Raw genomic sequence first — 25615 nt, forward strand, 5'->3', positions numbered from 1 at the left:
CATTGACTAGCTAATCTTAACGGCCCATAAACCGCCTTGTTGCAATCGGTTTAACTCATATATTTGTATGAGGGCCTCAGTAACGGCTTCAAAATTTTAAACCTTATTAACTAGCGTGATTACTATTCATCTCATTCCAGCCAGTTATGGCGATACGCTTCTCCTCAGTGTTTATCCTGTCGATCAAACCCAGCGCGAGACATTTTTATTAATAGACTGCGGGCTGCGCTATAAGGCCAGTATCCTACCGATCATCAAGGACTTAAAAAAAGCGGGCAAGCGACTCGACCGGTTCATTGTGACGCATTACGATAATGATCATATACACAGCGCAACCAAGCTGATCAAGGAAAACGGAGCCTTAGCAGAGCCGAAGATCATTTCGATTGAACAGGTCTGGCTGAACACCTACAGGCATTTACAGGATGAGCCAAAGGCCGTAAAGGAATTATCCAAAGAGGAAGAACTGCTCTTGGAGGAATTCATGGCGGATCACCAAGAGTTTGGCGGCCCGGATGAGGATGGTCATGAAATCAATGCGGAACAAGCGTCTTTTTTGGGAAAAGAATTACTAGCAAAGGGATATCCTTGGAACAGTGATTTTGGCGGGAAGGCGGTGTGTATCGAGAATGGTCGGGAGGTGCTAGTGAATGGTACGGTTAAATTAACGCTCTTATCTCCTACGGCAGCGGCCTTGCATGAATTGAAAGCCGAGTTTGAAGCAATGCTGAAAAAACTTAAAATTCCGCTTTCAGGATCGGAAAAGATCGACGATGCCTTTGCGCTGTATGTGCAACAAGGTGGCCATATCGCGGATCTGCCGTCGGGCTATGAAATTTCCGGAACAGGGAAGATCAACGAGGCGTTGATCCGCAAGCTGAGCGATGGTTCGGGTTATGATGCAGATGGTGCGGCGGCGAATGGCAGTTCAATCGCTTTTATTTTGGAGGCGAATGGTAAAAAGCTGTTGCTGCTGGCGGATGCGCATGCGGAAATGATTATGACACAGCTTAATAAAGTATATGGTGATGATGCCAACTATCCAATTTATTTTGACGCGGTGAAAGTTGCGCACCATGGCAGTTACCGTAACAATCATCCGGATCTGTTCAAATTGATTGACAGCCCTAAATGGTTGTTTTCAACCAACGGGTTGCACCAATCACATGCGCATCCGGACCTCCAGACGATCGCACTCATCGTGAACCGGAAGCTGACGCATGGCATAACGGAGCGAGAGCTAATCTTTAACCATACCCTAGAGCACATGGAGGGGCTGGATGATCCGGAGCTCAAGGCGACGTTTCATTATACCGTAAAAATGCAGACCTTTATTGAATTAGATGTATGATCGATACCGAACACTTAAAAAAATGCACCTGTCATATTCGCCAAGAGGGTGATTCGGGCACGGGCTTTTTTGTAGGCCGAGGCCAGATCCTGACCTGCCGGCATGTGGTGCCGGGAATGGCAGTAGGTGACATCGTCAAAATAGTAAGCGTCGATGGGGTGCCATTTCAGGCCGGAGTGCAGGCGATCTGCCCGGAATCTGACCTGGCGATATTGCTAACGAACGAATTTGCGAGTCAGCACATGATGGAACTTTATGATGCCGAAGTGGTGCGCGGAACCGAATGGGCCTGTCACGGACATCCCGATGACCCGGGCAGCCAAGGCGCAGGACTGCCACTGGATGGTGTGGTGGCCGATCAGATAAATGATCCTCATGACCGCACTCATGATTTGACATTGACCGCACAAGGAGTCAGCCTGAGCGCTAAATATAAAGGCTATTCCGGCTCGGGGATGATCGATGCGGCAGGACGCGTGATCGGAATCATGAGATATAAGGGCACGACCTATTTGCATGGCGTTAGCGTTCGCAAGGCCGCGGCCTTTTTAATTCAGGAAAACGTGAGCGTTAAACCGGATTCGCTCAGCGATTTTTCGGGACTGATCGCGGAGGCCTTTGGCTCACTGGAGGGAGCAATCCGTGGAATCTGTCTGGCGACCGGAGGCCAGGTGTCGAGTAAACTTAGCCCGCAAGCCATCGTAGAGAAATTAAAAGGCGGGCTGTTCTACCCGGCCGGCCCGGCTACGCTGCGCGAGGTGATCACGCGGTTACGGCGCAACGAAACAGATAACCGGCAACTCTGGCTGGGTTGGCTTAAGTTTTTGACTTATGTTGCGGTGGTCAGGGGAAGTTATGAGGAGGTGAACAAAGTTAGTATCACGATCGATTCGACTCGGCTATCCAAGCTGCTCAATGTGGAGCTTACCCCCATCACCGTGCCGCTGACCGTAAGTTTGAATTTTTTTTTTACGGACAGCCAGCAATTCTTTTCGATCACCGGTGAATACCTGAGCAGTCGCTGGATGAACAATGAGCTGAAGCATAACAGCTGCCATGTGTTCAATTCCCCGCATGGAGATTTCGGCCTGGGTGGCGTACTCACGGCGGAACGTAAAAATCGCATTGTCGCCGATATTTCCACGCCTTCCGAAGCCGGCATGATCGTGCCCGGCAAGCTCGATTTCGGCGTCATTAGTTTGTCCGAGCTTACGCGTCAGGTCAAACAGAGCCAAACGATTACAGAAGCTACACAAAACCTTGAAAACCTTTTTAAAGATGCCCTTAATTAAAGCCAATGCCATGCTGGACAAACTGTCCCAGACGGATTCATTTTTTAAAGATCCGGCTATTTCTTGCTGGGCGAAAAAGCAAGGAAAGATCTCGATCTACTCGTTTGCGATGGTCTTTGCTACGGCGGAGGAATTGCAAGCAAATTATAAAGCAATGCGCGATCACGTGGCAATTTCCTTTCAAAGCCAGGTACTGGAAAGCAGCGCGGAACGATGGAACTTATATCTTTTTTATATCGTGCAGGAAAAGATGGCGCATGGGCTTAAGCAGGAGATCGAGCATGATAAGTTCTCTACCCGCAAGATCGTTTGCGCTAATGTGGAGGGGATTATTGATGAAGTACGCATACAAGCACTGATCGAGGCGGAGCTGTTCGATTTTCCAATCACGCAGCGCCCCGTCTCTACGGGTACGCTCCGCGGCTTGCTGGACAGCGCGCATCCGGCGGTGGGTCAAGTATTGTCAAAATTTGCCGATGCGGACAAGACCGCCAGTTTAGAAGACCTTTTAAATTTATTGGGCCATGAGTAAGATCCGTCAAATTGAGATCAGCGACTTTCGGGTCTATGAAGGTAAACAAGTGTTTTCCTTCGAGCAGGGCGGCAAACTGGCCAACTTGGTGGTGATCTATGCGCCGAACGGTTACGGGAAGACCTCGTTCTTTGATGCGGTGGAATGGAGCTTTTCGGGCAAGATCGGCCGCTTCGAGCGGGAAAATATCGCCGAGGAGGTTCAGCGGCGAGATTTTGCAACTGGAGATCAGATCCTGCTGACCAACCGTAAGAGCTTTACCAAGGGCCGCGAGGGCCAGATCACGGTGGTAACCGAAAATGGTAAAACTGTGCAGCGCCGGGTGGATTCGCGCAAGATCAACGGCCGGACCGGTAAATACGATTACCGCCAGGGTGTGTATTCGGGAACCTTGAAGGAGGCCCATTTGGCTAAATTGTGCAGCAGTAATTTGCTGACCCAGGACCAGATCGATTCTTTTTTAAAATTCACGACCCCGGAAGAAAAGTTTACTGCGTTGAGTCAAATCTGGTCGGAAGGCGAATCGGCGACGCGGACCTATAAGCAGCTGAGCAGTTATTTGCGGATGATCGAAGGAGAACAGAAGGCGGCGCAAGACCGGCTAGGGCTGATCAAAAAAGGCATCAAGGCTTTGCTGAATACGGATCAACATTTGCAAACGATCAATACTCGCATCGTGGATCTCAAAAAAGATTCGGTTCTGGGCTTTACAGCGGAGTCGCTGGCGCATCCTGTGGATGAAGCGGTTTATCAATCGCTGCGAGAAGCGGCACTGAGCTTTTTAAAGAGAGGTGAATTCCAGCTGGAGCAGCATATCCGTTCCCGGACGGGCTTGCAGGACCTAATTACCAGGTTCCCAGCGTATGCACAGGCCAGCAAAGACCTGCCGGTCCGGCAAAAGGAACAGGCGGCTTTACTAGCCCTGGAAAAATTATACCTGGATCTGCGGTCGGCGACCAAAGCGGAAGCCGAACGACAGGAATCGCTGGCAGCGGGGATGGCTCGGCTAAAACAAGTAACTGAACTCTTGGGCTTGCTCGATATCTATTTGGCGGAGCAGCGAGAATTAGGCTTGCTACAAAAACAAGAGCAGGACTTATTATACGATAGCGAAAGAGAACTGGCAAAGATGACAGTGTACCGCGAATCTTTCCGGGTTTTACATACCTTGCTGCGACAATGGGAGGATGAGCGGGCTGAGCTTCGCGAAAATATTAACTCCCTACTGGAAAAACATCAGCAATTTTTGTATTGGCGGGATACTTCGGAAGCGGACCAAAAAAAGATCAAGGAGTTCGAGCGGCTATTAGCGGAAAAGCAAGTGCAGATCGACGGGTTTCTCAAAAGGCGACGGGAAGTAACCCAGTTACTGGAATCCGCTGATTACAGCGAATTGTTGGACGCGGACGTGCTGGCATTGGGCGAACATTTGACCACTTACCGGGACTTGCAGCGGCAATTTGAGCAAAATAGTCAGGAACTGGAGCGGGTCAAAAAAGACTACCAGCATTCCGGCTCGCTGGAAGAGAACCTGGACCGGCTGCTAGCCTGGGGCGCGGAATATGTGCAGGCGCTGGATGAAAACCATTGCCCGCTTTGTAAAACCGAATTTGCGAATGTCAGCGACTTGATGAATCAGATTCGTTCAGAAAAAAGGGTAGCGCTAAAAGTGCAGGATCAGGAGCGGAAAATCTGGGATCTGGAAGACAAACAAAAGAAATTAGCAGGGCGTCAGCAGGAAGTCAAAGCGCAAATCGAGGCTTATTGGCGTAGTGTACTGCAAACGGTGAGTGTATTGTTGGAAACCGCGCAGCGGGAAAAAGATGATTTGACCACGCAGCAGCGCGAATTAAAACAAAGCCAATTGTACGCGGGTGATATGGCGGAATCCTTAAATAAAGAACTCAGCCCTTACTTGAACGATGCATCTGAGAACAGGGCGGCGCCGGCGGGGCTGGATGAACTGCTCGCCGCGCGCCTGGAATTGCTGACGAAAAGAACGGAACGTTTAGCCACAGTGTTAGACGGTAAAAATGAACTGATGGAGCGGGCTGATAACCGGGTGAGCGTGAACCGGAACCGGAGCGCGAAACTGGATAATTCGATGGCACTCTTGCGCTCCTCAGCTACATCGCTCAGCTGCGAGCGTCTCGCAGCTGAGCTGGGCGTACAGGTGAGCATGCTTACCAAAGAAGATTTTGAAAACCTGCAAAAAGAAACGCAAGAAAAGATCAACGGGCTTCGCCGCGAATTGGCGGCTTTAAAGGCCCAGCTCATCGAGTTGAATGGCAATATGGCTAAACTTAAAGAACCATTGCGGGAAGAAGCGATCGCAGGAAGGGAGTTTGAGCTGAAGACCGTGATCAGCGCACTGGAAGGGTCGATCAATACGTATGCTGCGCTACATGATAATCACATTTTGGATGAGGAAGATGGGATTGAATTGATTACGGTGGAAAATGCTTTGAAATATACCATTGATCAAATCGCTTTAGTCGAAGCGGAGATCGAGCGTTTGAGGGACTTCACAATTCAAATTGAGCTGATCAACGAAAATATCAACAAGGCCCGACTGGAAGGTGAGCAGGCAGATATTAATAAAACGTTGCCCCGGCTGGAGCGGGCCAAGGCCAAGCTGGTGACGGCTCGCAAAGCGGCGGCGGAATACATTGATCGGGAGATCAGTAATTATTTTAACAAGGAGGTGATCAACCAGATCTACTCGCGCATTGAGCCGCACCCGGAATTAAACCGAATCGATTTTACCCCGCAGATCCGTGACCAGGGACCGGGTTTGGAAGTGCATGCCGTAGGTGCGAGCGATCATTTGAACCCTGTACTGTTTTTGAGCGCGGGACAATTGAATGTGTTGTCGCTTAGCATCTTTTTAGCCAAGGTGTTTGAAACGGGCAGCGAGGTAATCTCAACGATCTTTATGGATGATCCGGTGCAGAACCTAAGTGATATTAATATCCTCTCTTTTTTAGATTTAATCCGCTCAATGATCACGACCTATGATAAGCAGCTGGTGATCTCCAGTCATGATGAGCATTTCTTCCGGCTGATCCAGAATAAGCTGCCTGCGGAGGATTTTAACGCGCGTTATATCGAGCTGGCCGATTTTGGACAAATAAAAGCTAGCGATGGATAAAATCAAGACGCTTTATCTCCTTTCTATAATTTCCTCTATCAGGAAATCAGCACTTTGCGGTCGCAAACCGTTAGCTGTTACACATAGGTTTTCCGCAGCATTAAGGTCATCGGAAACCGAAAATAAATCATACAAGCCAATCAGCGCGTTGGCTTTGTTTAAATAGGAGTTTACTGCTTCAGGCTGGGAAGCGATAAGCCCATCCATGAGGGTGATCGCTTCTCTTAACAAAGATTCACTATCGTCTCGTTTTCTATTCCTGCCAAGTTCAAGCAAAGCAACCCCATAATTATTTAGGTAACGCTGATGATCGATCTGGCCTTGAATGGCTGTTTCAAAGTCTTCCTTGGCTAACAACAGCATATGTTCTTTTTCCTGTCGCCCTTCCAAACGTTGGCAAAGCGACAATCGCTTATTGGCCCTTTTGTAGAAAAGTTCCATCATGCCGGGATTAAAAACAATGGAATCTGATAAGACGACAATCGATTCTTTCAAGTCTTCAATACCATCATCCGGTAAGGCGTTAGCACAGTATTCTAACAGGTCAGCGAACGCGATCACATATTTTATTTCCGACGGGGAACAACGCAGGCTCGCGCGAAACGCCGATTTAGCCTTTTCCGTATCGTCAATCCAGTCACCATTCTCCTCATAAGTTGCAGCCTTCCAAAGGCTATGTCCCAGTCTGAAATGTGCATTGCAATTCCCGGGCTCCAGCTCTGAAAGGGATTGATAATGGTTCGCCGACTCCTTAAAGAGCTGAATAGTCCGCGCATCATCCCCCATTTGCAGTGCAGCCTGGTAGGAATAATCGCCTGACACGGACAACACTTCAGCCTGAGAACCATCTATGCCCAAAAGCGGTTGGATTTGGTAATACAAATCCAGGTAATCCGGCTCAATGCCGCCTAATTCACAAATTTCCTTTTCAGTAAGAATTTTGTTGAAACGGGCTGGTTCAAAGGTGCTGTCATGTACAAGAGCCTGCTCGTATCTTGCCAAAGCGTTCTTTAATAGGAAAAGGCGCTCCTGATCCTGCTTTTTCTTTTTAGCCAGGATGACCGTGTTGTTTCCCCAGTTGTAAAAAGGTATGGCCAATTGCTTCACGAGATCCCGGTCAAAATGCGCGAGAATTTCTTTTTCCAGTTGTAGTAAAGTCGGATCGTTAGTAACATAAATGTCCGTTTCAACGATTTTATTTAGCCGCTTGCCTAATTCCTTGGTCTTCCTGTTTGGGGTATTAATCCGGATGTTCCAGGCACCAAGGTACGGCGTACCGGACACATCGGTAAATTTGATGGCGCTACCTGACGAACTTTCCCAACCGATCAATCCTTTCTCGGCATCGCCAAGGATCACGATAGGTTCTATGTTACCTAACTTTCCAAGGATGATTTTATTTTGTTTGTAGGACAGTTTAGCTTCTCTGATCTCAAGAAAGAAATGCTGTGCGAATTCCAGTGTACTGCTAAGTAAGGGTGCCAGGTCGTTCTCTATACTGATCACTTGTTTGACCTGCCCATTAATAATGATTTCATGCTTGCGCGAAGTATTTACATAATTCCCCTCGCTGATCGAGTAATTGGAATGGAAGAAAGAGTTGCGCAACTGGTTGCTGTAAAAAAAATCGAAACAGTTCATGAGTGGTTCGAATCCGCAGCTAACTGCCGGCTCCCTGATTTTCGCGATCTTCTCTCTTGGATAAAGATCGTCCTCATCAATATCATCAAAAAGGAATGGCTGGAAACTGCCGCCATTGGCAATATTGACAAGGTTGCCGACCATCCGGTACAGTTCATCCATTTCAAAGAAATGGCAATAAAGGAATAACCCCAGCCGCAATGTATTCTTATCGCTGAAGTCACCGCTCATTAGTTTCGGAAACTCCGTAAAAAGGCTGTCGCTCTCATAAAAGTGAGTGAGCGCGAAAATGTCACCCATTCCCTTATATCCAAGCAAAACGTTTACAAATTCAAATTCATTTTTTGCCCGGCATTCTGCTAACAGCCGGGAAAACTCCGATTTAAAAAGGCCTATTATTTCCATGATCAGGTGAAAATTATTTAATTCTTAAGGATCCATCATATTTGTTTTGTCACTCATCTATGATCTCGTCAGGACCGTATCGCGTGCGCGAAACAATATTTCGCTCACTGTTGACCTTGACCGAATTGATGACATGAACGACAAGCGATTCCATATCTATTTCCAGCGTTATAGGGCGCTTATCCGGATCGATCTTCTCCGGTTTGTAACCGTATAGATCTTCAAACAAACTGGATTCCTCCGTTGCTTCATCAGTTGGCTCCGGTACCCACTCTGTAACATCGTAGGATGGGATTACGCCTTCCCCGTCCCAATCCGTCAGCCGGACAACTGAATCTGTCCCCTTCGGTAATACTATTTCGCGGACCCGTGAGGCTTTGTTAAACAAGACCAGGTTGGCATGCATCCCTTCAACCTGGGCAGAAGGGAATATTATACCGTCAAAATTGAAAGATGGTTCTGTTGCTAAAAAATCCGAGATCGCCTGGGTCGGCAGGTATTCAAATAATTCATCGTCCGGCATTATCGGACGGGTGAGCTGCTGTGACAGCTCATCTAAAAAAGCCACCTTGGCCAGTTGTCTCGCAAACGCCGGATCAAAGATGCTGCCTCTGATTCTGATATTTCCGAAGGAACGCAGGTCCAGCATTTTAAGTTCCCTGATGATTCTGAAGTTGGCGACGGCTACCTGTGAGCCTACGAATGGTCGAACCTCGGCCAGTGCGGTATCCTCGTCTTCGGCACCATAGAAGACAGAAATCCCGCGCGCATTCATTCTGCCATTGCTGGCAAAGGCGGACGGCGGCGGGCCGAGGTGGAGTTCCGGGCGTCTTAACGCTTCCGTTAATTTTTCATCGGACTGAAAAACCCTCGCCCTGAAAATACTGGATATCTGGTGGCCAGCCCCGACCTTCACGACTACGGGTCGTTTTTTGTCGGTTTCGGTATCCTCCAGCCCCGTAAAGATTTCTGTAAGATGTTTGGCACCGGCATGATTAAAAAATCGATTTTCCGTTTTCAGGCTCATTGTAAATTTCGCCCATTCCTGCTGCCAGCTTTCGTCCTCCAAACTCTTTGTCGTATAATAGCTGTCATTCGCAAACTCCGTTTCTTCACCGATCTCGGCGCTGCTGTGATCATAATATTTATCCTGAAGTACAGCCTGGATATCTTCGGCAACTTCGTTTTCCGCTTCAATAGCGATGGCGATGGCATCAATGACCTCGTCACCGGAACGGCTCCAGTTATAATCGGATTCGCGGTCAAAATGCATCCGCTCTTCCATGCTGTCCATGTCATCCGATGTCCGGGTATAAAATATCTGGAATGCCGTATCGACCCGCTCTGCAATCTCTCCCAGGCGGTAACCCTTTGCTGACCGGTCGCAATAGGCGCATTTTCTTTTTTTGCCCTTGTCCAGCATCTCTGCGCTTAGAAATTTTTCCCCGATGCAGTAATGGCAGGCATGTTTTAATGGGATTTCGTCGTCAACTGGGTAATTCAAAATATATTAATTTTAGTTAGCTCTAAATTAGCGAATATTAAAGGAGTGACCGAATCACAATACCCGTTTGAGTATTTCCGTCACACTGATAAAACAAAGGTCTGCCTTCGTTTTATCAAGGCGCTCTTTCAACTCCCGGCCAGGGTGGATATAATTGCGGTAGATCCGGGACAAATTGCTGAGATGCGGGAAATCAGTCCCAAAAAGCTTCTGCGATTCAGCATGATCGATAAGGTCACTTAATACGCAGTTGTATAATTTTTTCGGCTTCAGTGCGCCTTTGTCCATGACCGGTATTGTCGCCATTTTTTTCTTCTCAAAATAATAGGTTAGGACCAATTCAACCATAGAACCCGAAAGTACGATGGTAGCTTTGTCATTGCCTACAAGCGCATTAAATACCAACTCATTGTAGTCCCTTTCAAGCAGGGTAGAAAACTTTTTATTCGCCTTTTTGATTTTTTCGATCAGGCTGAAATAATGGTGCTGCTCTAACTTTTCGGGGGTCATGGACGCGATTCCGGCGATCCAGTGAGCGGGAAGCTTATAGTTTTCTAACCGAGTCAGCTCCACTTCAATATGCGGGTTAATAGCATAGACCATCACCTGGTAATCGTTGCGTTCACCCGTTTCAATTATGTATTTCCTGCTGATCCATTGATCGCGCAGCGAATCAGCGAATTGCTTTTGCGCCCCCATCAATTGTGGGAACCTGTTTTTCGGGATGGGCAGCTTGCCGTCCTTAAAGCTGCTTTCCTTTTTAATATTCATTAAAAATATCCGCAATTTATCCAGTGCGAAGTCCGACTCTTTTTTCAAAAGGGTAATGGCTTCCATTTGCTCCTGTTCAAGTCGCTTTTTGATCTTAACTTCTTCCTCTTGTTCGTTAAGTTTTTGCCTGGATGACTTCAAATTATTTTTTATAAGCTCATCCTTCGGGTCAATAATCAGTCCTTTTTCGTACCATTCGACCGCCTGGGCATAGTCTTTCCTTTTATCGGCGATCACTCCAAGGTTGTTACATGCTCCGCTGCTGTTTGGATTTACTTCGAACAACCGTACGTAAAGTTTATAGGCCTTGTCATCGTCTCCAAGCTTGCTGTTGGAATAGGCCAGTTCAAATAACAAGTTTGCCTCCTCTAATTGCTGTTGGGTAAAATATGCAGAGAGGTTAATCAGCAACTGATATGATTTGGCATCAAAAATATTTGAAAATATTTCCTCAAGCTGCGAAACCATTGCGGCTCTTAGCGCATAGTAATCGTCCAGATCTTTAATCAAATCATTTACTGCCAGATCTAATTTCCCTTTATTTTCTGAGGCTACACTAATTTGAATTCCATGCGAACTGGCCAGTTCGTCTATGATAAAATCATAATTATAAGTGCCAATCAGTGCCAGGGTTTTTTTTAAGGCCTGATGGATATCCGCTTCTTTGTAAAGTGCCTTGGTCAGAATAAAGCGCGTAAACCAGAGTTTACCCTGCTGTAAATTAGTCAACCCTTTTGCCTTGATCTTTTTAATGAGTTTATAAGCTTCATCCAGGGAGGGTTCAAAATAGATGGAATCAGTAATATTTGGCGAAAGCCAGACCGGGCCGCCTGTTAAACTACCATCACTCATCTTTTCTTGGGTGATCAGTAATTCATTCAGCAACCCGTTGATAGCCCTTTCGTTGCCCGTCGCTGCATAAAGGCTCAATAAGCTTATAATTCCAAACCAGCAATCGTTATGCTCGGCTGTTAAATTTAAAGACTTTCTGTAAAATCCCTCTGCTGCTTCGAGGTAATTAAGCTGGAGTTGACAGACACCCAGCATATAAAGTATAGGCCATTGGTGGTATCCGCCTTCCTCTATCTGCTTTAAACTCTCATTATAATAATTCAGCGCGGTTGAAAATGCGCCATTCTTATAATAATACCAGGCAAGGTTCCAATAGAGTGAAGCTGACGTCGCCTCATTATTAATGGCATCGTTATAAACCAGTAGTTCCTGCTTAAAATTCTCGTTGCGCCTGTATTGTAGTGCCAGGTTAATATAAAATACCGGCTCTTTAGGGAATTTAGTGATGGCTTCCTGATAAAGTATTATTCGCTCTCCGTCTCCGTAGTAGGAATAGCCTGAATGGTAAACATCTATTGGGGTTTCCTTGGCCTTACGTGATTTTTCGTGGTAATATTTAGCTTTTGATTGGTCATAAACATAGTCATCATCTTTACTCCTGTCATAACATTTCTTGTCATAAATGATCGACAAGCTATGACAGACGTGACCGGTCATTACTTCGTTCTCATCACGGCGGAGGAGGTTCAACAGATATGTTTCCGCATCTTTATAAAGCTTGTTGTTGCTGGCTATCAGCGCCTCAATATATTCATAGGTAAGTTTTTGAGGGAAATCCGATCTCAATTCCATGCAAAGCGCTAAAGCCTCAGTTTCTTTGTCTTCGGAGTAAAACTTCCAGGCCTGGTTAATCTTATCTTTATAAATCTCTTCTTCGTCGCTCTTGTTCATTAATGTGGAGGTTTAAGCAACTCTAATGTACAACTTTATGCAAATCTAATATGCACACCATACTATATTAACATTAGGAACCACTGATTTTAATGAAATTAAGAAATAACCACATTGGCTAAAGCAACTTTCCCTGTGCATTTCGGGTAATGAAGGCAACCATAAAATTCGCTGTGAGGCCCTGTACGTTTGATCATTGGCCCGCCACATTCAGGGCAATTGATCGCGGTCCGATTTTTTGAATCATTAGCCAGAAGCAATTCCATTATAAATTTACTCGGCTGGTTCTCATTGTAAATCAAGTAATTTTTATACCGAGCTCTTGTTATGGCTACATAAAAGACCCGGCGTTCTTCTGCATTTTCAAAATCGTCTCCTTCCTGTAGCAAATAGTTAAGCATAGGGTCATCTGCCATTTCTGAAGGAAACCCAAGTACTCCGGAGTCAAGATCCAATAATATAGCGTAATCACAAGTCATCCCTTTTACACCATGTGCGGTAAAGAATTTGATGCCAAGCTTAGGATATTGATTTTGCAGATAGCGCATGTCTCTGGGCGCATTAAGTTTATACCGGCCTATCATAAAAACACTGGCGTTAGATTTTTCGGCACTAATCTTTCCTAATATTTCTGATAGATGCTGCGTTCGGTACCTCAGATAATGTTCCCGTCCGCCACCTCCAGTGATTTTGATGAATTCAAAACTTATATGCCCCTCCGGAGTCGGTAGTTGAGCGGTCAATTGCTTTGAGATCTGGGAAGGGTTTTTCTGTACAAAAGCGCTGCTTACATTAAGGATTTGATCATTAAATCGATAGGTTTTCAAAACAGCTGTCTGGCTCGTTACCCCGAATTGAGTTTCAAACTGCGTGATAATTGATAGGTCACTTCCGGTAAAACGGAAGATGGATTGCCAGTCATCACCAACCGCATAAAGTTTAACACCAGGATTTTGGATGCGGATTGCCTTGAGTAACTCGTAACGTCCGAGGGACATATCCTGAAACTCATCTACCAGGATATATTTATAAGGCTTCTTAAACGCCCCGTTTCTGAAATGCTGAGCCGCATGGTTAATCATATCATTAAAATCCACCGCAGGAATGCCTTTTAAATGTTTATCGTAAGCATTGAAAAGCGGGCCCATCACATCCAGGAATACACGGAAGCGTTTATCACCTTTTTTCGGCTGTAATTCGTCGGGTAATTTGCCACAAGATTTCATTAACCCAAGAAATACATGGATCAGGTTTATGAATTCTTCATAATCAGCTGATTTTTTAATAAGTTCCAATATATCCTCGGGAGTACGCTCTCGCATTTCAACGCCTTCGGCAAGCAATCTTTCTTTTAAGTTACGGATCAGGTTACCTTCAGTTGCTTCGTAAGCATACGATTTTAGTAGGCGGGTCTTATATTTCTCGTGAATCAGATCCTTCCATGCCATACCAGCGTGATAGTATTCGCGGGCAGTCTTATACGGAGGCCGGGTAGTGAAACTTTTTGCCACGTCACCATTTCTTGCAATTCCGTAATGTTCATGCCATATCTCATAATCTGTCAAATAAAAGTCGGGCTGGTAGACACCAAAGGTAGGATTTCGATCCTCTGCTTCAAGCGGATAATGCCGTTCGTACTCGTAATTAATATTAAAAAGGCAAAAGAAATTGGCAATTTCCATCTCCTGCTGGCTTTTTACTTTAATGCCGTCAAGCGTAATGTTTTTAAAGCCCTGCTCATAGGTCAGGTAATCATTCCTTGTCTCAAACTCCGATTCGTCTTTGGGAGGGCGATTGAAAAACGACAGGTAATTGATGGCCTTTCTCTGAAACGACAGATCACTAAGGAACAATTCGTCAAATTTTTCCTGCAAAAAGCATTTCGCTTTATCACTGTCGTCAAAGGCCAGGCGTATTTCCTGATCGGAACAAGTACGGCAAACCAAGAATCCAAAGCTGTTAAATGTGCGTACTTCTAAAGTATCTGCTCCTGATAAGCCCTTGCAAAAATCCCTGCAGCGCTGCCGCATTTCCAGAGCAGCATTATTGGTAAAAGAAATAATTAATAACTCATCAGGGGCAGCGATTTGCTTTTTCAGTAAGTAGGCAACTTTTCCTGAGATTGTCGTTGTCTTACCCGTGCCTGCTCCGGCAAGGACAAGGTTGTTATCTTCGTCCCGAATAATTGCTTCGGTTTGATCGGATGATAAAGGATAAGCTTCAAGGCCGGCAAAAAAGGCAGCATATTTTGTTTGTTCAAACCTTACGAATTCATTGTTATAATCCTTCCGTTTGTCGGCGCATAGATCAAAGTTTTTACAGAATAGCTTTAGTGCTTCAATTTCTGCCTCGGCTAAGCCCATACTATCAAAGTCCGAAAGGATAGCTTCACGAGTAACACGGTAAGTATTTAAGAATGCCTTTTCATCTGCGTTGGCGAAATATCTTTCAAAACCGGTTAGCGTAGAAAAAAGAGTATTGGCTTCTCTCACCTTATAGATAATACCCGGAAAAGATTGTTTGAAAGCTTTTTTTCTGCGCCAATCTTTAATCAGGTACCAGACCCCAACGATGGAGATCAATAGCAATATAAAACGTATAAAATCAAAAGGGGCCTTCCTATTGGACATCGTAATTTTCGGTCAAGGATGCTGAAAGTTCTGTATAAAATTGGGAAATAACAAGTGGGCCGCAATTCTCAAATGATGAGTTTAGGCAGCTATATAACATTTAGCAATTGGGAACAGAGAAAAAGTAACAAATACCCTAGGATTTGATAACTTCGATATCTCGCCTTGGCGCATCAACAGGAAATTGTCTCGCTTATGCAAACTACTATTCTTAGTAAATCAACAGGATAAAGACAATCCAGATGTCTATTGAGGACTGTGCCACGTAATCTACACCTGTTTTTGCATTTCAAGCTGTGTACCTATGGTTTGAATATCTTGATCCGTAAAATAGCACGCTCCCAACTGCCCAAATGTACGATTCTTTTGTAACGATATATATCCCTTAAAACACCCTTCTTGAGTAATCATAAAGCAAGGCCCCGCCTCTCCTGGCATCGCCTTTTTATCTAACTGCAGTTCAACCTCCTTGTCGGCAATCAAGCATTTAATATTTATCCTATCCATGATATAGTGATTAAGAAATTACAGGATTGGGTAAAATGGGCAGTTTGGCAAATTTGAGTACCTCCAGACTTGCAAAGCCGAACTCAGCAACCACCTTACCAAGTATCAAATAGCACCCTGCGCCACGGAATGGGTAAATTGGTGTATTGTTAGGAAAATGTACTGTATCAAAGGTGTTTCCCTCCACATCTAAAAAATTGCCGAACCACATTTTCTGATTGTTTTTTGTTTGAACGGTTTTCTCGCATACATACTGTCCGACCATCCGAACGATCTGTCCTACATGATTGATTAGGTCGTTAGCGCAAATTTCACCGCGATAATCTGTTTGCAACAAATCGAACATGGTCATACTTAATGGAAAACCCAGTAGTTCCAGTTCATGATAGGCGTTCTCCAACGTAGTATTGACCAGCACGGGCAAGGAATAGTTTTTTGCTTCCATACAAAACAATTCCGCGTTATTGTTAGGTTTTGTCTTGGCTCCCAGTAGAAGATGTATGTCCCACAACAATTCCTTTTTACTCTTTCCTGTAAACCGCAACGCACCTACGCGGATAAGCGTGATACCGTTCTCCAAACCTATAGCGGTTCTTTTGATAAAATCCTCCAGGCTCTTATATAGCCCGTTTCTTCGGCGCTCCTCCGGGATCAGTTCAAAAAATGCTTCATTCAAACCGTGAATACCTACAAAGCCGAGGTAAACATCCACGCCCATAATGTTGACAATACTATCGCTGTTATTCACGCACGGCAGATGCACAATCCCTCCTGTACGCTGCAATTCCTGCACATATAGCGCCCGGTCATAAAATCCCCCGTAATTATTTAATACCGCGACCATGAATTCCCGCGGAAAATAGGTTTTTAAGTAGAGGCTTTGGTAGCTTTCTACGGCAAAGCTTGCAGAATGTGCTTTGGAGAAACTGTAACCTGCAAAAGATGATACCTGTCGCCATACTTCTTTAACGATATCTTCCGGCCGGCCTAATGTAATTGCTTCCTGATGAAACCGCTCAACCAACTTGTCAAATTCTTTTTTAGACCTGTATTTGCCACTCATTCCCCGCCTTAAAATATCGGCATCCGTCCCGTCCATCCCAGCAAAATGGATACAAACCTTGATCACATCTTCCTGGTAAACCATAACGCCGTAAGTTTCCTTTAATATTTCTTCCATGACCGGATGCAGGTATTTCACGGTATCTGGGGCATGGTGATATTTGATATAAGTTCCCATCATGCCCGAACTGGCCACACCGGGACGAATTATAGAACTGGCGGCGACAAGTACGCGGTAGTTATCGCAACCCAGTTTTCGGTTGAGCTGGATCATGGCAGGCGACTCGATGTAAAAGCAACCCTTTGTATTCCCTATTCTTAGATTGGCATTGACTGCCGGGTCTTTCATAAAGTTCTTGACCTGGTGGATATCGATCTTGCGCTGCTGGTTTTCTTCGACCAGCTTGACGGCCATTTTGATATGCCCGATACCCCGCTGGCTCAGAATATCATATTTATCGAAACCGATCTTTTCAGCTTCATACATATCCCATTGTACGGTTGCCATCCCTTTTGGCGGTAGGTCAAGCGCTGTATAGTATGTGATGGGCTCTTCGGTAATCAGCACACCACCGGCATGTATAGAGCGTTGATTGGGCATATTGGCCATACGCTCATAGATTGCAGTGATCTTTCTGAAAGCATCGTTGTTTCGGTTAAAAGCCAGGCGCGTGGTGTCTGTAAATCCGTCGATCTCAGATTTAGGTAATCCCATCACCTTGCCGATCTCGCGTATAATGCTGCGATCCTTAAAAGTGGACATTGTGCCAAGCAAAGCGGTATGCTGGCTGCCGTAGCGCTTAATAATATAATCCTGCACATCTTCCCGCTCGTCCCAGGAATAATCAATGTCGAAGTCGGGCGGCGAAGTCCGCTGTGCGTTCAGGAACCTTTCAAAATACAGGTCCAGTTCAATAGGGTCAACATCCGTTATTTTGAGACAATAGGCCACAATGCTGTTTGCCCCGGAACCGCGGCCCACATGATAATAGCCTTGCGAGCTGGAGTAGCGGATAATATCCCAGGTAATCAGGAAATAAGCACAGAAATCGAGTTCATAAATAACTTTAAGTTCATGCTTTACCCGCCGCAGAGCTTCTTTATTGGATTTGCCGTAGCGATACTCCATACCGCTGATCGCCAGTTTTTCCAAAAGCTCCCGGTCATTTTTCTTATTGCCGGTAAAGGTTTTGCGGTTTAAATTAACCCTGCCTTTGGGATAATCCATCACACAGCGGTTCATCAGGTTCCGGGTGTTGTCCAGTATAAAGGCATACCGGGAGAATTTAGCTTCCAGTTGCCCTGGGGCCAAAAACTTATCGGTTGGCGCACATTTATCTTCAGCGGTAACTTCTGTCAGTACCACGTTCAAATCGATACCCCGCAGGTATTCATGCAGCCTGTATTCAATTTTGTCGGCGATAAAGACAGGCTGCAAAGCCAGGAGTTTTTCCCGGATGCCGCTGAGGTCTTTGTTAAATAAACTATTGAGCTGATCATACCGGATGCCCAGATATTCGTTAGCCTTCAACGGCTCCTGATGGCCATAGGGATAAACAACATACGCGTTTACAAACGCCGGCGCGAGATCAGGCAAAGATTTTTGTTCCAGGTTATGTTCCGACAGGAAATCATTCAGCTCCTTCATGCCTTCCTTATTTTGGGCGATGCCAAAGTAAAGTAAGCGTTTAGCCCGCCTGAATTCCAATCCCGCGACGGGCTTGATACCTTTCTCGTCACACTCCCGCATAAATTCCATGATGCCAGTGGAATTATTAATATCGGTCAACGCCATTTGGGTCACACCGCAGGCAATAGCTTCCTCCACCAATGCCGGGATTGACATGGTGCCAAAGCGAAGGCTATATTGGGAGTGAACGTTGAGGTACATGGCATTAAAGGTTAAGATTGATACCTGAAGCCAGTTTAATGGAGTCCGGACCAAAGCGTCTGCGGATTTTATCCATCGCCTGGCAAAGACTATATTGTTCTTCAGATTCCGAATAAAGGTCGATTTGCTCAAAGCCATTGACCAAATTTGACAGGCGAACGCCAACGAGCCGGATTAGCAATCTCTTTTGATAGGCTGCCTTGAATAATTCTTTCACCTTTTTAATGAGCGGGCCGTCTAAGGCAGTATAGGGTATAGTCGCCTGCTTGGTGACATCTTCCCTCGTAGAGTATCTTACCGTCACTGTAACACAAGCGGTTTGCTTTTTCTTTTGACGTAACTCAAAAGCAAGTTCCATGACTATAGAGGTTAATAAATAATTGATGGAGATGAGATCGATGCTGTCATTTTTAAAAGTCGTTTGCGTACCTATAGATTTTTGCTCCTGATATGGAATGATAGGTGAATCATCGATCCCTTTGGCTTTTTGCAATAGCCAAATACCGTTTTTGCCCAGAATACTGTTCATATATTCCGGGTGAACCTGTGAAAGTTCATAGATCCGCTTGATACCCATGTCACTTAACTTGATAAAAGTCTTTTCACCCAACCCAGGAATTTTGCGGATGGATAAGGGATTTAAGAATGGCTGAACGACGGCCTTTTCGATATTCAGTTCCCCGTTGGGCTTGCACTCGTTAGTAGCCATTTTCGAAACAGTTTTATTTATCGAAAGACCGAATGAAATTGGCAATGCCGTTTCCCGCATGACTTTGGCTCGCAGTTCCTTGGCATAAAGCAGCGTACCAAAATGTTTATCCATGCCTGTCATATCGATATAGTGTTCATCGATGCTCGCCTTTTCAATGAGCGGCACATTTTCTTTCAGGATTTCCGTGATCTCGTGTGAAGCTTTGGAATATTCATCCATGTTTCCTTTGATCCAGATGCCGTGCGGACAAAGCATGCGCGCCATTCTCGCTGGCATGGCTGAGTAAACCCCAAATTTTCGTGCTTCATAACTACACGACGCTACAACACCACGATCCGACAGGCTGCCGATGATCACCGGTTTGCCTGTTAGTTCTGGGTTTTTACGGACTTCAACGGATACAAAAAATGCATCCTGGTCCATGTGGATGATCTGGCGGTCTGTGCTCATTATGCCTTCGGATTAATTAGTAAAGTGATCAATTTTTTATCTCATCATTTTTTGCTTTTATTCGTTCAGAAAACGGATAACAAAACTAATACTAAAAATATTAGCATTTTGTTTATATTTGAAAATAATTTTAGAGCGGAGCTAAATGACTGATAGCTTGTTTTATAACCCATTTCTGCGCATTAAGGAAGACACCCTGAAGAAACTCATGGGGGTAGGTAAGCCTTTTGTGGTTATCCAGCGCTTTCAATGGCCGGGCCAGCCATTGCAAAAGACCTTTTTACTGTCTGCTTATGCCGATGAACATGAAGCACGTTACCATGAACAGGAATTAGCGCCTAAAGAAGGGAAAATGCAAAACCTGCTGGATTTGAACCAGTACCAGACGGTAATTAAGCTTTTGAAAAACGAATCGGGCATTAAGATGTTTTACAATGGTACGATAGATGCCCGTCACGAAAAAAGGTTACAAAAAGCCTATGTGAAAAGTGTATCCGCATATATTCACTATATCCGCATGAAAAAGGAAGATCACTATGATGTGCGTATATTTGTTGAGCACGGCCGTTTAAAGGCAGAGATAACCTCGGGTGATCAAAGCCATACAGCCCTTTTTTATGATATGATCAAATAGCTTATGTGCAGAGATATCAGCTTTCATTCAGAAATACAGATCGTCACGCAGGATTTCAAAGGCATTCAACTGGCTCCCAGTCTGGCGCATTATCCTAATGATATGGTACATGTAACTTGCGAGGTACTGCCAACCCACCCCATAGTAGTTAACCGCAAAGCTCTGGTGCTTGCAAATATGAGCTGGGGAGTTGTAAATACCTGGATTGATGATCCGAGTGAAAGGCAAAAGCAACGGTCCAATATGGTCAACGCACGTTCAGAAAGAATTATAGATGACAAAAAATCCTACTGGTATAGAATACGTAAAAACCGCTGTCTGATTCCGGTTACCGGTATTTATGAGCACCGGGAAGTAAAAGGCTTTAAGAATAAAATCCCTTACCATATCAGCCTTGAAGGCCGCAAAGGATTTTATGTGCCTGCACTTTATCAGGTCAGCCAGGAAGTTGATCAGTATACCGGCGATCTATACAATTTCGCATCATTCACGATGATCACCAGGCATGCCAACGAAAAAATGCAGTGGATACATAATTCAGGGGACAATAAGCATCGTATGCCGCTGTTCCTCACGCCCGAAATGGAACAGGCCTGGGTACTGGATGATCTGAGTGATGATGACATGGATGAGTTTTTTCATTTTGAAATGCCATCAGATGCTATTGCGCATTACCCGGTATATTCCATTCGCAGCCGTAAGCCAAAACCGGAAGGTATAGTACCGGACGCTTATTATGACTGGGGTAAAAAATTGCCTGTTTACGGTCAGGAAGAGCCTCCGGCGGAACAGAAGAGCCTCTTTTAGTGAATTAAACGATCAAAGTTTCGGTATTTCAGGCCCGTCATATGGATGTTCAAGTGCATTTTTAATTTCACTCAACCGATGCCTTGCATGTACATTCTTGGGATCGTTTTGCATCAGTTCCAGATTCCGCTCCACTGCTTCTTTTACATTGTATTGGGTAATTGCCCGGTTAATTCGTAGCACCTCTGGTAAAACGGCCGTCTCAAAGTATGCTATCAACTCCTGATCTGTCATGTTGCAAACATAGTAATTACTAACTTTACCGTCTCACGCAATCTCATTATGACATTTAAAGCATACCGACAAACCTTACCAAACAATGCAGATTTTTAATTCAAAGCCATCTACATGGCAGGACCTTCAGGATATGGTTGGGCAACTTTTTACCGAAGTCGGGTATACCGTTAAGGTTTCCACGGTTATCGATTTAGTCAGAGGTCAAAAGGAAATCGATGTTTATGTCCATGATCATACCAGTGAATACGGAACAACTTTCTTAATCGAGTGTAAATTTTGGAATAAACCTGTTAATCAAGAAACTATCATTTCGTTCAGTCATTAATGACGCCGGGGCGAATTTTGGGTTCATTGTTTCCAAAAATGGTTTTCAAAAAGGCAGCTACGAGGCCGCTGAAAAAACCAATGTCAAGTTAGTATCCCTGGAAGAATTAGAAGAAAGGTTTTATAAAAAATGGCAGGTAGGCATGGCGCGGAAATTCATGCCTGTGGCGGATCGCCTTTTTCCTTATTGGGAAATGATTGGTGGGAAGCAGCCTAAAAATGGCAAACTTGATTGGGATACGCATTTACTATTGAATCGTGCATATAATCCATTTATTCGTTTGGGCCCAGGTGATGAGAGCAACTTCAGGAAGCGGAACTACCCCGAGATATTGCCGGTGCTGGATGACAGCTTTCTAATCACCGGCTATATTACGCTCAATAACGACAGGGATTACTTTGATTTTATTGCTGATAATGCAGAAAAATCGTTGCGCCATTACCAGCTGATGTACCATGAAATTTAGAGTTTGTCAATAGTTTTTTGGTCTTCATCGGAAAACCGAACATGCTGCGAAAGATCTTTAACCAGATTGCGGGCAAAAACGGCGCCTTCGGATTGACTGTTCATCACATCATCTTCGCCGAGATTCGCGTTGGAGCCATAGATCGCCTGCTTTAGCTCCCGTCGTTGTTGTAATTCCGATAGCTTTCCGTCCAGTTTTTCTACCATAGAATAATCAGGCGTACCTTTTTCAAGCAAGTCCCTGAAATCCTTATAAGGCTTCAAATTGACCTTCATTACTTTTTGCATGACTTCGCCCCACTGCAAAAACTCCTGAAGGTTATAATTAGGATTGTTCTTCTTGGCCATGTACTGAACCATCGCTAAATACTGTTCAGGTGAACCATTCCAACGGCGGCCAAGGCCCAGCAATCTGGATATGAATGACAGAAAGCCCATAGTTTTTCATTTTGGTTTATTCAAATTTAGAGAATATCCAAATATTTTTCAACGCCAGTATACCAAATGGAATGATGGATCATGCTACCCGGACCTGTTTTGCAGAGAACTGGTAAACGTCCTGTGTATCGTCAAAAAATCTAGCGTAACTGAATCCTGAACGGCTAAGAACCTTTTGTGCGGCAATATTTTGCCGGTTAATCACCGCTGCAATTTCGCCGATTTGCTGATTACGCAGACAATCGAGAAACTCCGGTAATAACGACGACATCAACTTTTTCTGAGAATATTCAGTTTTGATGCAAAACTCAATAAAGTAAGGATATTTCTGAAGTCGGTAATGTTCTTTGGCTAAGTTCGGAGAAATAACATCGATAAGACCAATGATGCGATCATTACTTTTAGTACGAATAAAATGCAAATAATTTCGTCCGCAGTGCAAACTAATGAGCGCATTTTTCAACCAGGCATCGGCCTCGGTGCGGGAGTATAGCCGTTTAAATGGTAAATACTTTAGGGTTTGGTCGTCTGAAAGCAGCGCGAAAATATCGTCAACCATGTTAGACCAGCGTTTAAAATCTGTCGCATCAAAAGATTGGATAATTAAGGTTTCGTTTTCAAGAAGTACCGGCGCTAACATAGGGCTAAGGTAAAGCATAATGTAGTTTAATCGCAACGACAATAAGCAAAAATGATAAAATAAAAGCCCCCTTGCACTTGCTGCTGGGGGGCTTTAACCTAAACCTTATCACAATAAAACGGATGAAGATATCCGCTTTTGATGGTGCAAAATAGCAAAATAATTTTAACGTGAATGTCAATATTGACGATTAAAAGCATTAGCCCTCATGTATTCATTAAAACGTTGTTTGTACAGACGCTCCTCATTCAGGCGACGATTGATCACCCCGCAACGCCAAAAGCATAACACCCATGTCAATCCTATAACACCAAACAAAGTAAATGTTTGTTTTCTAACTTCTGCTTCTCTAATAGTTCGTTCTTTCACTGGCAATTTTACATCTAACTTTTGATGCGCGTTACTTGCTCCCAAAATGCCAAAAAAGGCAAAAGTGGAGATCAGGCACGCAAGCAGAAAATTTCTAACGATGGCTTTCATGGTGTAAATATGAACTTAAAGTTACTAAGAATATTAGCTTAAATCAAACATTTTTTGACATTTTTTATAGTGAAAAATTGACTTACCGTAAAGATAATGTACAGTCTTTTGAAAAAATGGGACATCACCTAAATTTTAATTCAATTCAACAATCTTGTTGATTTTCCTGGCCTCCTGAACGCGCTCCCGTATCGTTTCAATAATGTCAGATAATGGAATACCCCGCAGCCAAATCACCGGGTTTTCAGGATCTGTACTTTTGAGCGTAACATCCATTAACCGAAATATTTGCAGAATAAAAGATTGTGTTACTATATAGTCCTTTACCCTGTACATTTCTACCTGATCAATCCGCTTAAAAAATATACCTCTGCTTATCTTGATATATTCTTTGCCGATCAGGTACTCAAAGTTTCTCAAAAACAGTATTCGGTACCAGGCGAAGCCGGTAACGGCTATTCCGAAAACAATGAAATACGGCGAAAGCTTCCAGGCTAAAAAAAGAAACGTCAATGCCAAAGCCAGCAATGGCAGTACCTTTATGAAGGAAAAAATCACAGAAGGTTTAAGCGTGATATCGTCTTGATGATTCATATTTTAATTCGTCTAAAAAGGTTAATTGATTGAGTGGTTTACAGGTTCGGATCATTGTGCGAACGCCCAGCGCAGTTTCAAAAGCGTGCAGGCTTAGCTTATCCTCTTCAAAAACTGTTTTTTTTTCTTTCAGCCAGGCAATAACATTGCCTTCCTGAAATGTCAGCTTTACCGCTTTGTTCCTTATAGCGGTGGCAACTTTGATGTCGGTGATTCTACCTATCAATTCGTCACCAAACGCCAAAGTAAACTCACGGCCTTTTAGGTTCAGGCGTATCCAATTCAACTGCGCATTGCTTATCCTTGCACCTGTCGCGATAAATAGCAGGTCATTAAAGTTTGGGTAGGTAGTTTGATTCAGTGTTAAAAGAGCTATGGCTTCCACTGCTGAGAAAGTAATGATAACCTGTCTGGCAAACTGATCTCCTGCCATCCATAAATTGTTGGTTACAGGTACACGATGAATATTTTCGCTGAAATATTCGGATTCATTGCCGAAATCAAAAATGGGTTCCTCCACAGCAAAAAATCGCTGAACTTTTGGAGGAACCCCGAGGCTGGTTAAATAATCATTCATCAGCGTGAACCACCACGGGTGTACGTCCGGTTCATCTGATTAGGCACGTGTGAATTTTGACTTTCAGCGGCGTCCTGAACGGCATGGTAGTAACCCGGACTTAACTTAGCAGCCTCAACTTCGTTTCGTTTTTGATTGAACAGCATATTTAGTCCTTTATAAACCACATAGGTTAAACCGCCGTCGATCAGTATCGAAGCAACCAGGGCTAACTTATTTGCCCGGATACCATGTGTATCAGTAGCTGAAAAGCCAAACGTGGTTTTATCAGGTAATGTTACCTCTTTACCCTTACGGTAATTTTCCTTTTGTGCGGCGGTCAAAAACTGGAGGTTGACCATATCTGGAGCCAGGATCTTTTCGGTGTCCGAAACGATAAACTCACGGGTTTCCGCGTCATACTCAACCAATAGTTCTTTTTTATTGCCTTTATCATCAGTGGTAGTTTTGAGATAATTAGCAACTTCGCCTTTTTCGAGTTTTTGTGCCTCATTATCATCCAGGAAAGATGGCGTAGCAGGCTTCTTATAAACAGGATGTATCAGCAAGTTGATTTTGCCGTTTTCGTCCGCCTTTAATGAAACTTTGGCATCCATAGATTTAATTTTGATGTTCTCTGCTTCGAGGTTTTGCAGCTGCATCAATCCTGTGCGACGGCCCGATAACAAGGCTTTGAGGTCGTCTACATTCAGCAGCAACTGACCGCCGGATGCAAGGCCGATAGTTTCCAAATCCTGCATTGGAAGCATCTTTTCGTTATAGTGTATGATATCCAT

General features: G+C 44.5%; 22 protein-coding genes. 8 read left to right on the forward strand and 14 right to left on the reverse strand.

Annotated features, from left to right (window positions below):
- Positions 1–115: 115 nt before the first annotated feature.
- From J2W55_RS17065 to J2W55_RS17080, 4 genes are read left to right on the forward strand one after another with little or no spacing between them, the layout of a single operon-like run.
- Positions 116–1351: an MBL fold metallo-hydrolase gene (locus J2W55_RS17065; protein ID WP_310098274.1), complete on the forward strand. Its 1236-nt coding sequence runs from the start codon at positions 116–118 to the stop codon at positions 1349–1351.
- Complete coding sequence (locus J2W55_RS17070) at positions 1348–2643, forward strand: trypsin-like peptidase domain-containing protein (RefSeq protein ID WP_310098277.1); 1296 nt, start codon at positions 1348–1350, stop codon at positions 2641–2643. Before J2W55_RS17065 ends, J2W55_RS17070 begins: the two co-directional genes overlap by 4 nt.
- Entirely contained in the window at positions 2612–3175 is a 564-nt protein-coding gene (locus J2W55_RS17075) for an ABC-three component system middle component 1 (RefSeq protein WP_310098280.1), read from the forward strand. The genes J2W55_RS17070 and J2W55_RS17075 overlap by 32 nt, the downstream gene beginning before the upstream one ends.
- Positions 3168–6326 carry an AAA family ATPase gene (locus J2W55_RS17080; protein ID WP_310098283.1) on the forward strand — a complete coding sequence of 1053 codons (3159 nt, stop codon included), beginning with the start codon at positions 3168–3170 and terminating at the stop codon, positions 6324–6326. The genes J2W55_RS17075 and J2W55_RS17080 overlap by 8 nt, the downstream gene beginning before the upstream one ends.
- A gap of 12 nt (positions 6327–6338) precedes the next feature.
- Here the strand turns inward: J2W55_RS17080 and J2W55_RS17085 are convergent, their stop codons facing one another.
- From J2W55_RS17085 to dinB, 7 genes are all read right to left on the reverse strand, one after another.
- The gene (locus J2W55_RS17085) at positions 6339–8372 is read right to left on the reverse strand and encodes a tetratricopeptide repeat protein (protein ID WP_310098286.1); all 2034 of its coding nucleotides are present in this window, start codon (positions 8370–8372) and stop codon (positions 6339–6341) included.
- 49 nt (positions 8373–8421) lie between these two features.
- On the reverse strand, positions 8422–9876 hold the full coding sequence (locus J2W55_RS17090) for an RES family NAD+ phosphorylase (RefSeq protein WP_310098289.1): 1455 nt from the start codon (positions 9874–9876) through the stop codon (positions 8422–8424).
- A 54-nt stretch (positions 9877–9930) separates the two neighbouring features.
- Complete coding sequence (locus J2W55_RS17095) at positions 9931–12390, reverse strand: tetratricopeptide repeat protein (RefSeq protein WP_310098293.1); 2460 nt, start codon at positions 12388–12390, stop codon at positions 9931–9933.
- Positions 12391–12488: 98 nt separating this feature from the next.
- Complete coding sequence (locus J2W55_RS17100; RefSeq protein WP_310098295.1) at positions 12489–14972, reverse strand: UvrD-helicase domain-containing protein; 2484 nt, start codon at positions 14970–14972, stop codon at positions 12489–12491.
- A 318-nt stretch (positions 14973–15290) separates the two neighbouring features.
- On the reverse strand, positions 15291–15527 hold the full coding sequence (locus tag J2W55_RS17105; RefSeq protein WP_310098298.1) for a hypothetical protein: 237 nt from the start codon (positions 15525–15527) through the stop codon (positions 15291–15293).
- Between the two features lie 10 nt (positions 15528–15537).
- Positions 15538–18480, reverse strand: coding sequence for a DNA polymerase III subunit alpha (dnaE, locus tag J2W55_RS17110; protein ID WP_310098300.1), 2943 nt, complete (start codon positions 18478–18480; stop codon positions 15538–15540).
- A gap of 4 nt (positions 18481–18484) precedes the next feature.
- Positions 18485–19642, reverse strand: coding sequence for a DNA polymerase IV (dinB, locus tag J2W55_RS17115; protein WP_310098302.1), 1158 nt, complete (start codon positions 19640–19642; stop codon positions 18485–18487).
- A gap of 145 nt (positions 19643–19787) precedes the next feature.
- Between dinB and J2W55_RS17120 the strand changes: the two genes are divergently transcribed.
- Both J2W55_RS17120 and J2W55_RS17125 read left to right on the forward strand, forming a co-directional pair.
- A complete protein-coding gene (locus tag J2W55_RS17120; protein WP_310098305.1) occupies positions 19788–20276 on the forward strand; it encodes a hypothetical protein in 489 nt (162 codons plus the stop codon).
- A 3-nt stretch (positions 20277–20279) separates the two neighbouring features.
- On the forward strand, positions 20280–21083 hold the full coding sequence (locus J2W55_RS17125) for an SOS response-associated peptidase (protein ID WP_310098307.1): 804 nt from the start codon (positions 20280–20282) through the stop codon (positions 21081–21083).
- Positions 21084–21095: 12 nt separating this feature from the next.
- Here the strand turns inward: J2W55_RS17125 and J2W55_RS17130 are convergent, their stop codons facing one another.
- Positions 21096–21317, reverse strand: a complete 222-nt coding sequence (locus tag J2W55_RS17130) for a DUF6965 family protein (protein ID WP_310098310.1) — start codon at positions 21315–21317, stop codon at positions 21096–21098.
- An 85-nt stretch (positions 21318–21402) separates the two neighbouring features.
- Here J2W55_RS17130 and J2W55_RS25780 point away from each other — a divergent pair, with 85 nt between their 5' ends.
- Both J2W55_RS25780 and J2W55_RS17135 read left to right on the forward strand, forming a co-directional pair.
- Positions 21403–21645: a restriction endonuclease gene (locus J2W55_RS25780; RefSeq protein WP_374726371.1), complete on the forward strand. Its 243-nt coding sequence runs from the start codon at positions 21403–21405 to the stop codon at positions 21643–21645.
- A gap of 142 nt (positions 21646–21787) precedes the next feature.
- A complete protein-coding gene (locus J2W55_RS17135) occupies positions 21788–22111 on the forward strand; it encodes a hypothetical protein (protein ID WP_310098313.1) in 324 nt (107 codons plus the stop codon).
- On the opposite strand, the gene J2W55_RS17140 is transcribed toward J2W55_RS17135, so the two are convergent.
- The 6 genes from J2W55_RS17140 to J2W55_RS17165 all read right to left on the reverse strand — a co-directional run bounded on the left by J2W55_RS17140 (position 22108) and on the right by J2W55_RS17165 (position 25615).
- Positions 22108–22548: a hypothetical protein gene (locus J2W55_RS17140; RefSeq protein ID WP_310098317.1), complete on the reverse strand. Its 441-nt coding sequence runs from the start codon at positions 22546–22548 to the stop codon at positions 22108–22110. The genes J2W55_RS17135 and J2W55_RS17140 overlap by 4 nt on opposite strands.
- 79 nt (positions 22549–22627) lie before the next feature.
- Positions 22628–23188 carry a GNAT family N-acetyltransferase gene (locus J2W55_RS17145; RefSeq protein WP_310098320.1) on the reverse strand — a complete coding sequence of 187 codons (561 nt, stop codon included), beginning with the start codon at positions 23186–23188 and terminating at the stop codon, positions 22628–22630.
- Between the two features lie 177 nt (positions 23189–23365).
- A complete protein-coding gene (locus J2W55_RS17150) occupies positions 23366–23668 on the reverse strand; it encodes a hypothetical protein (protein WP_310098323.1) in 303 nt (100 codons plus the stop codon).
- A gap of 135 nt (positions 23669–23803) precedes the next feature.
- Positions 23804–24262, reverse strand: coding sequence for a PH domain-containing protein (locus tag J2W55_RS17155; protein ID WP_310098327.1), 459 nt, complete (start codon positions 24260–24262; stop codon positions 23804–23806).
- Complete coding sequence (locus J2W55_RS17160) at positions 24234–24839, reverse strand: hypothetical protein (protein ID WP_310098330.1); 606 nt, start codon at positions 24837–24839, stop codon at positions 24234–24236. The genes J2W55_RS17155 and J2W55_RS17160 overlap by 29 nt, the downstream gene beginning before the upstream one ends.
- Positions 24839–25615: a DUF4099 domain-containing protein gene (locus J2W55_RS17165; RefSeq protein WP_310098333.1), complete on the reverse strand. Its 777-nt coding sequence runs from the start codon at positions 25613–25615 to the stop codon at positions 24839–24841. Before J2W55_RS17165 ends, J2W55_RS17160 begins: the two co-directional genes overlap by 1 nt.

The sequence above is a fragment of the Mucilaginibacter pocheonensis genome (assembly GCF_031456535.1).
GTDB classification, from domain to species: Bacteria; Bacteroidota; Bacteroidia; order Sphingobacteriales; family Sphingobacteriaceae; genus Mucilaginibacter; species Mucilaginibacter pocheonensis.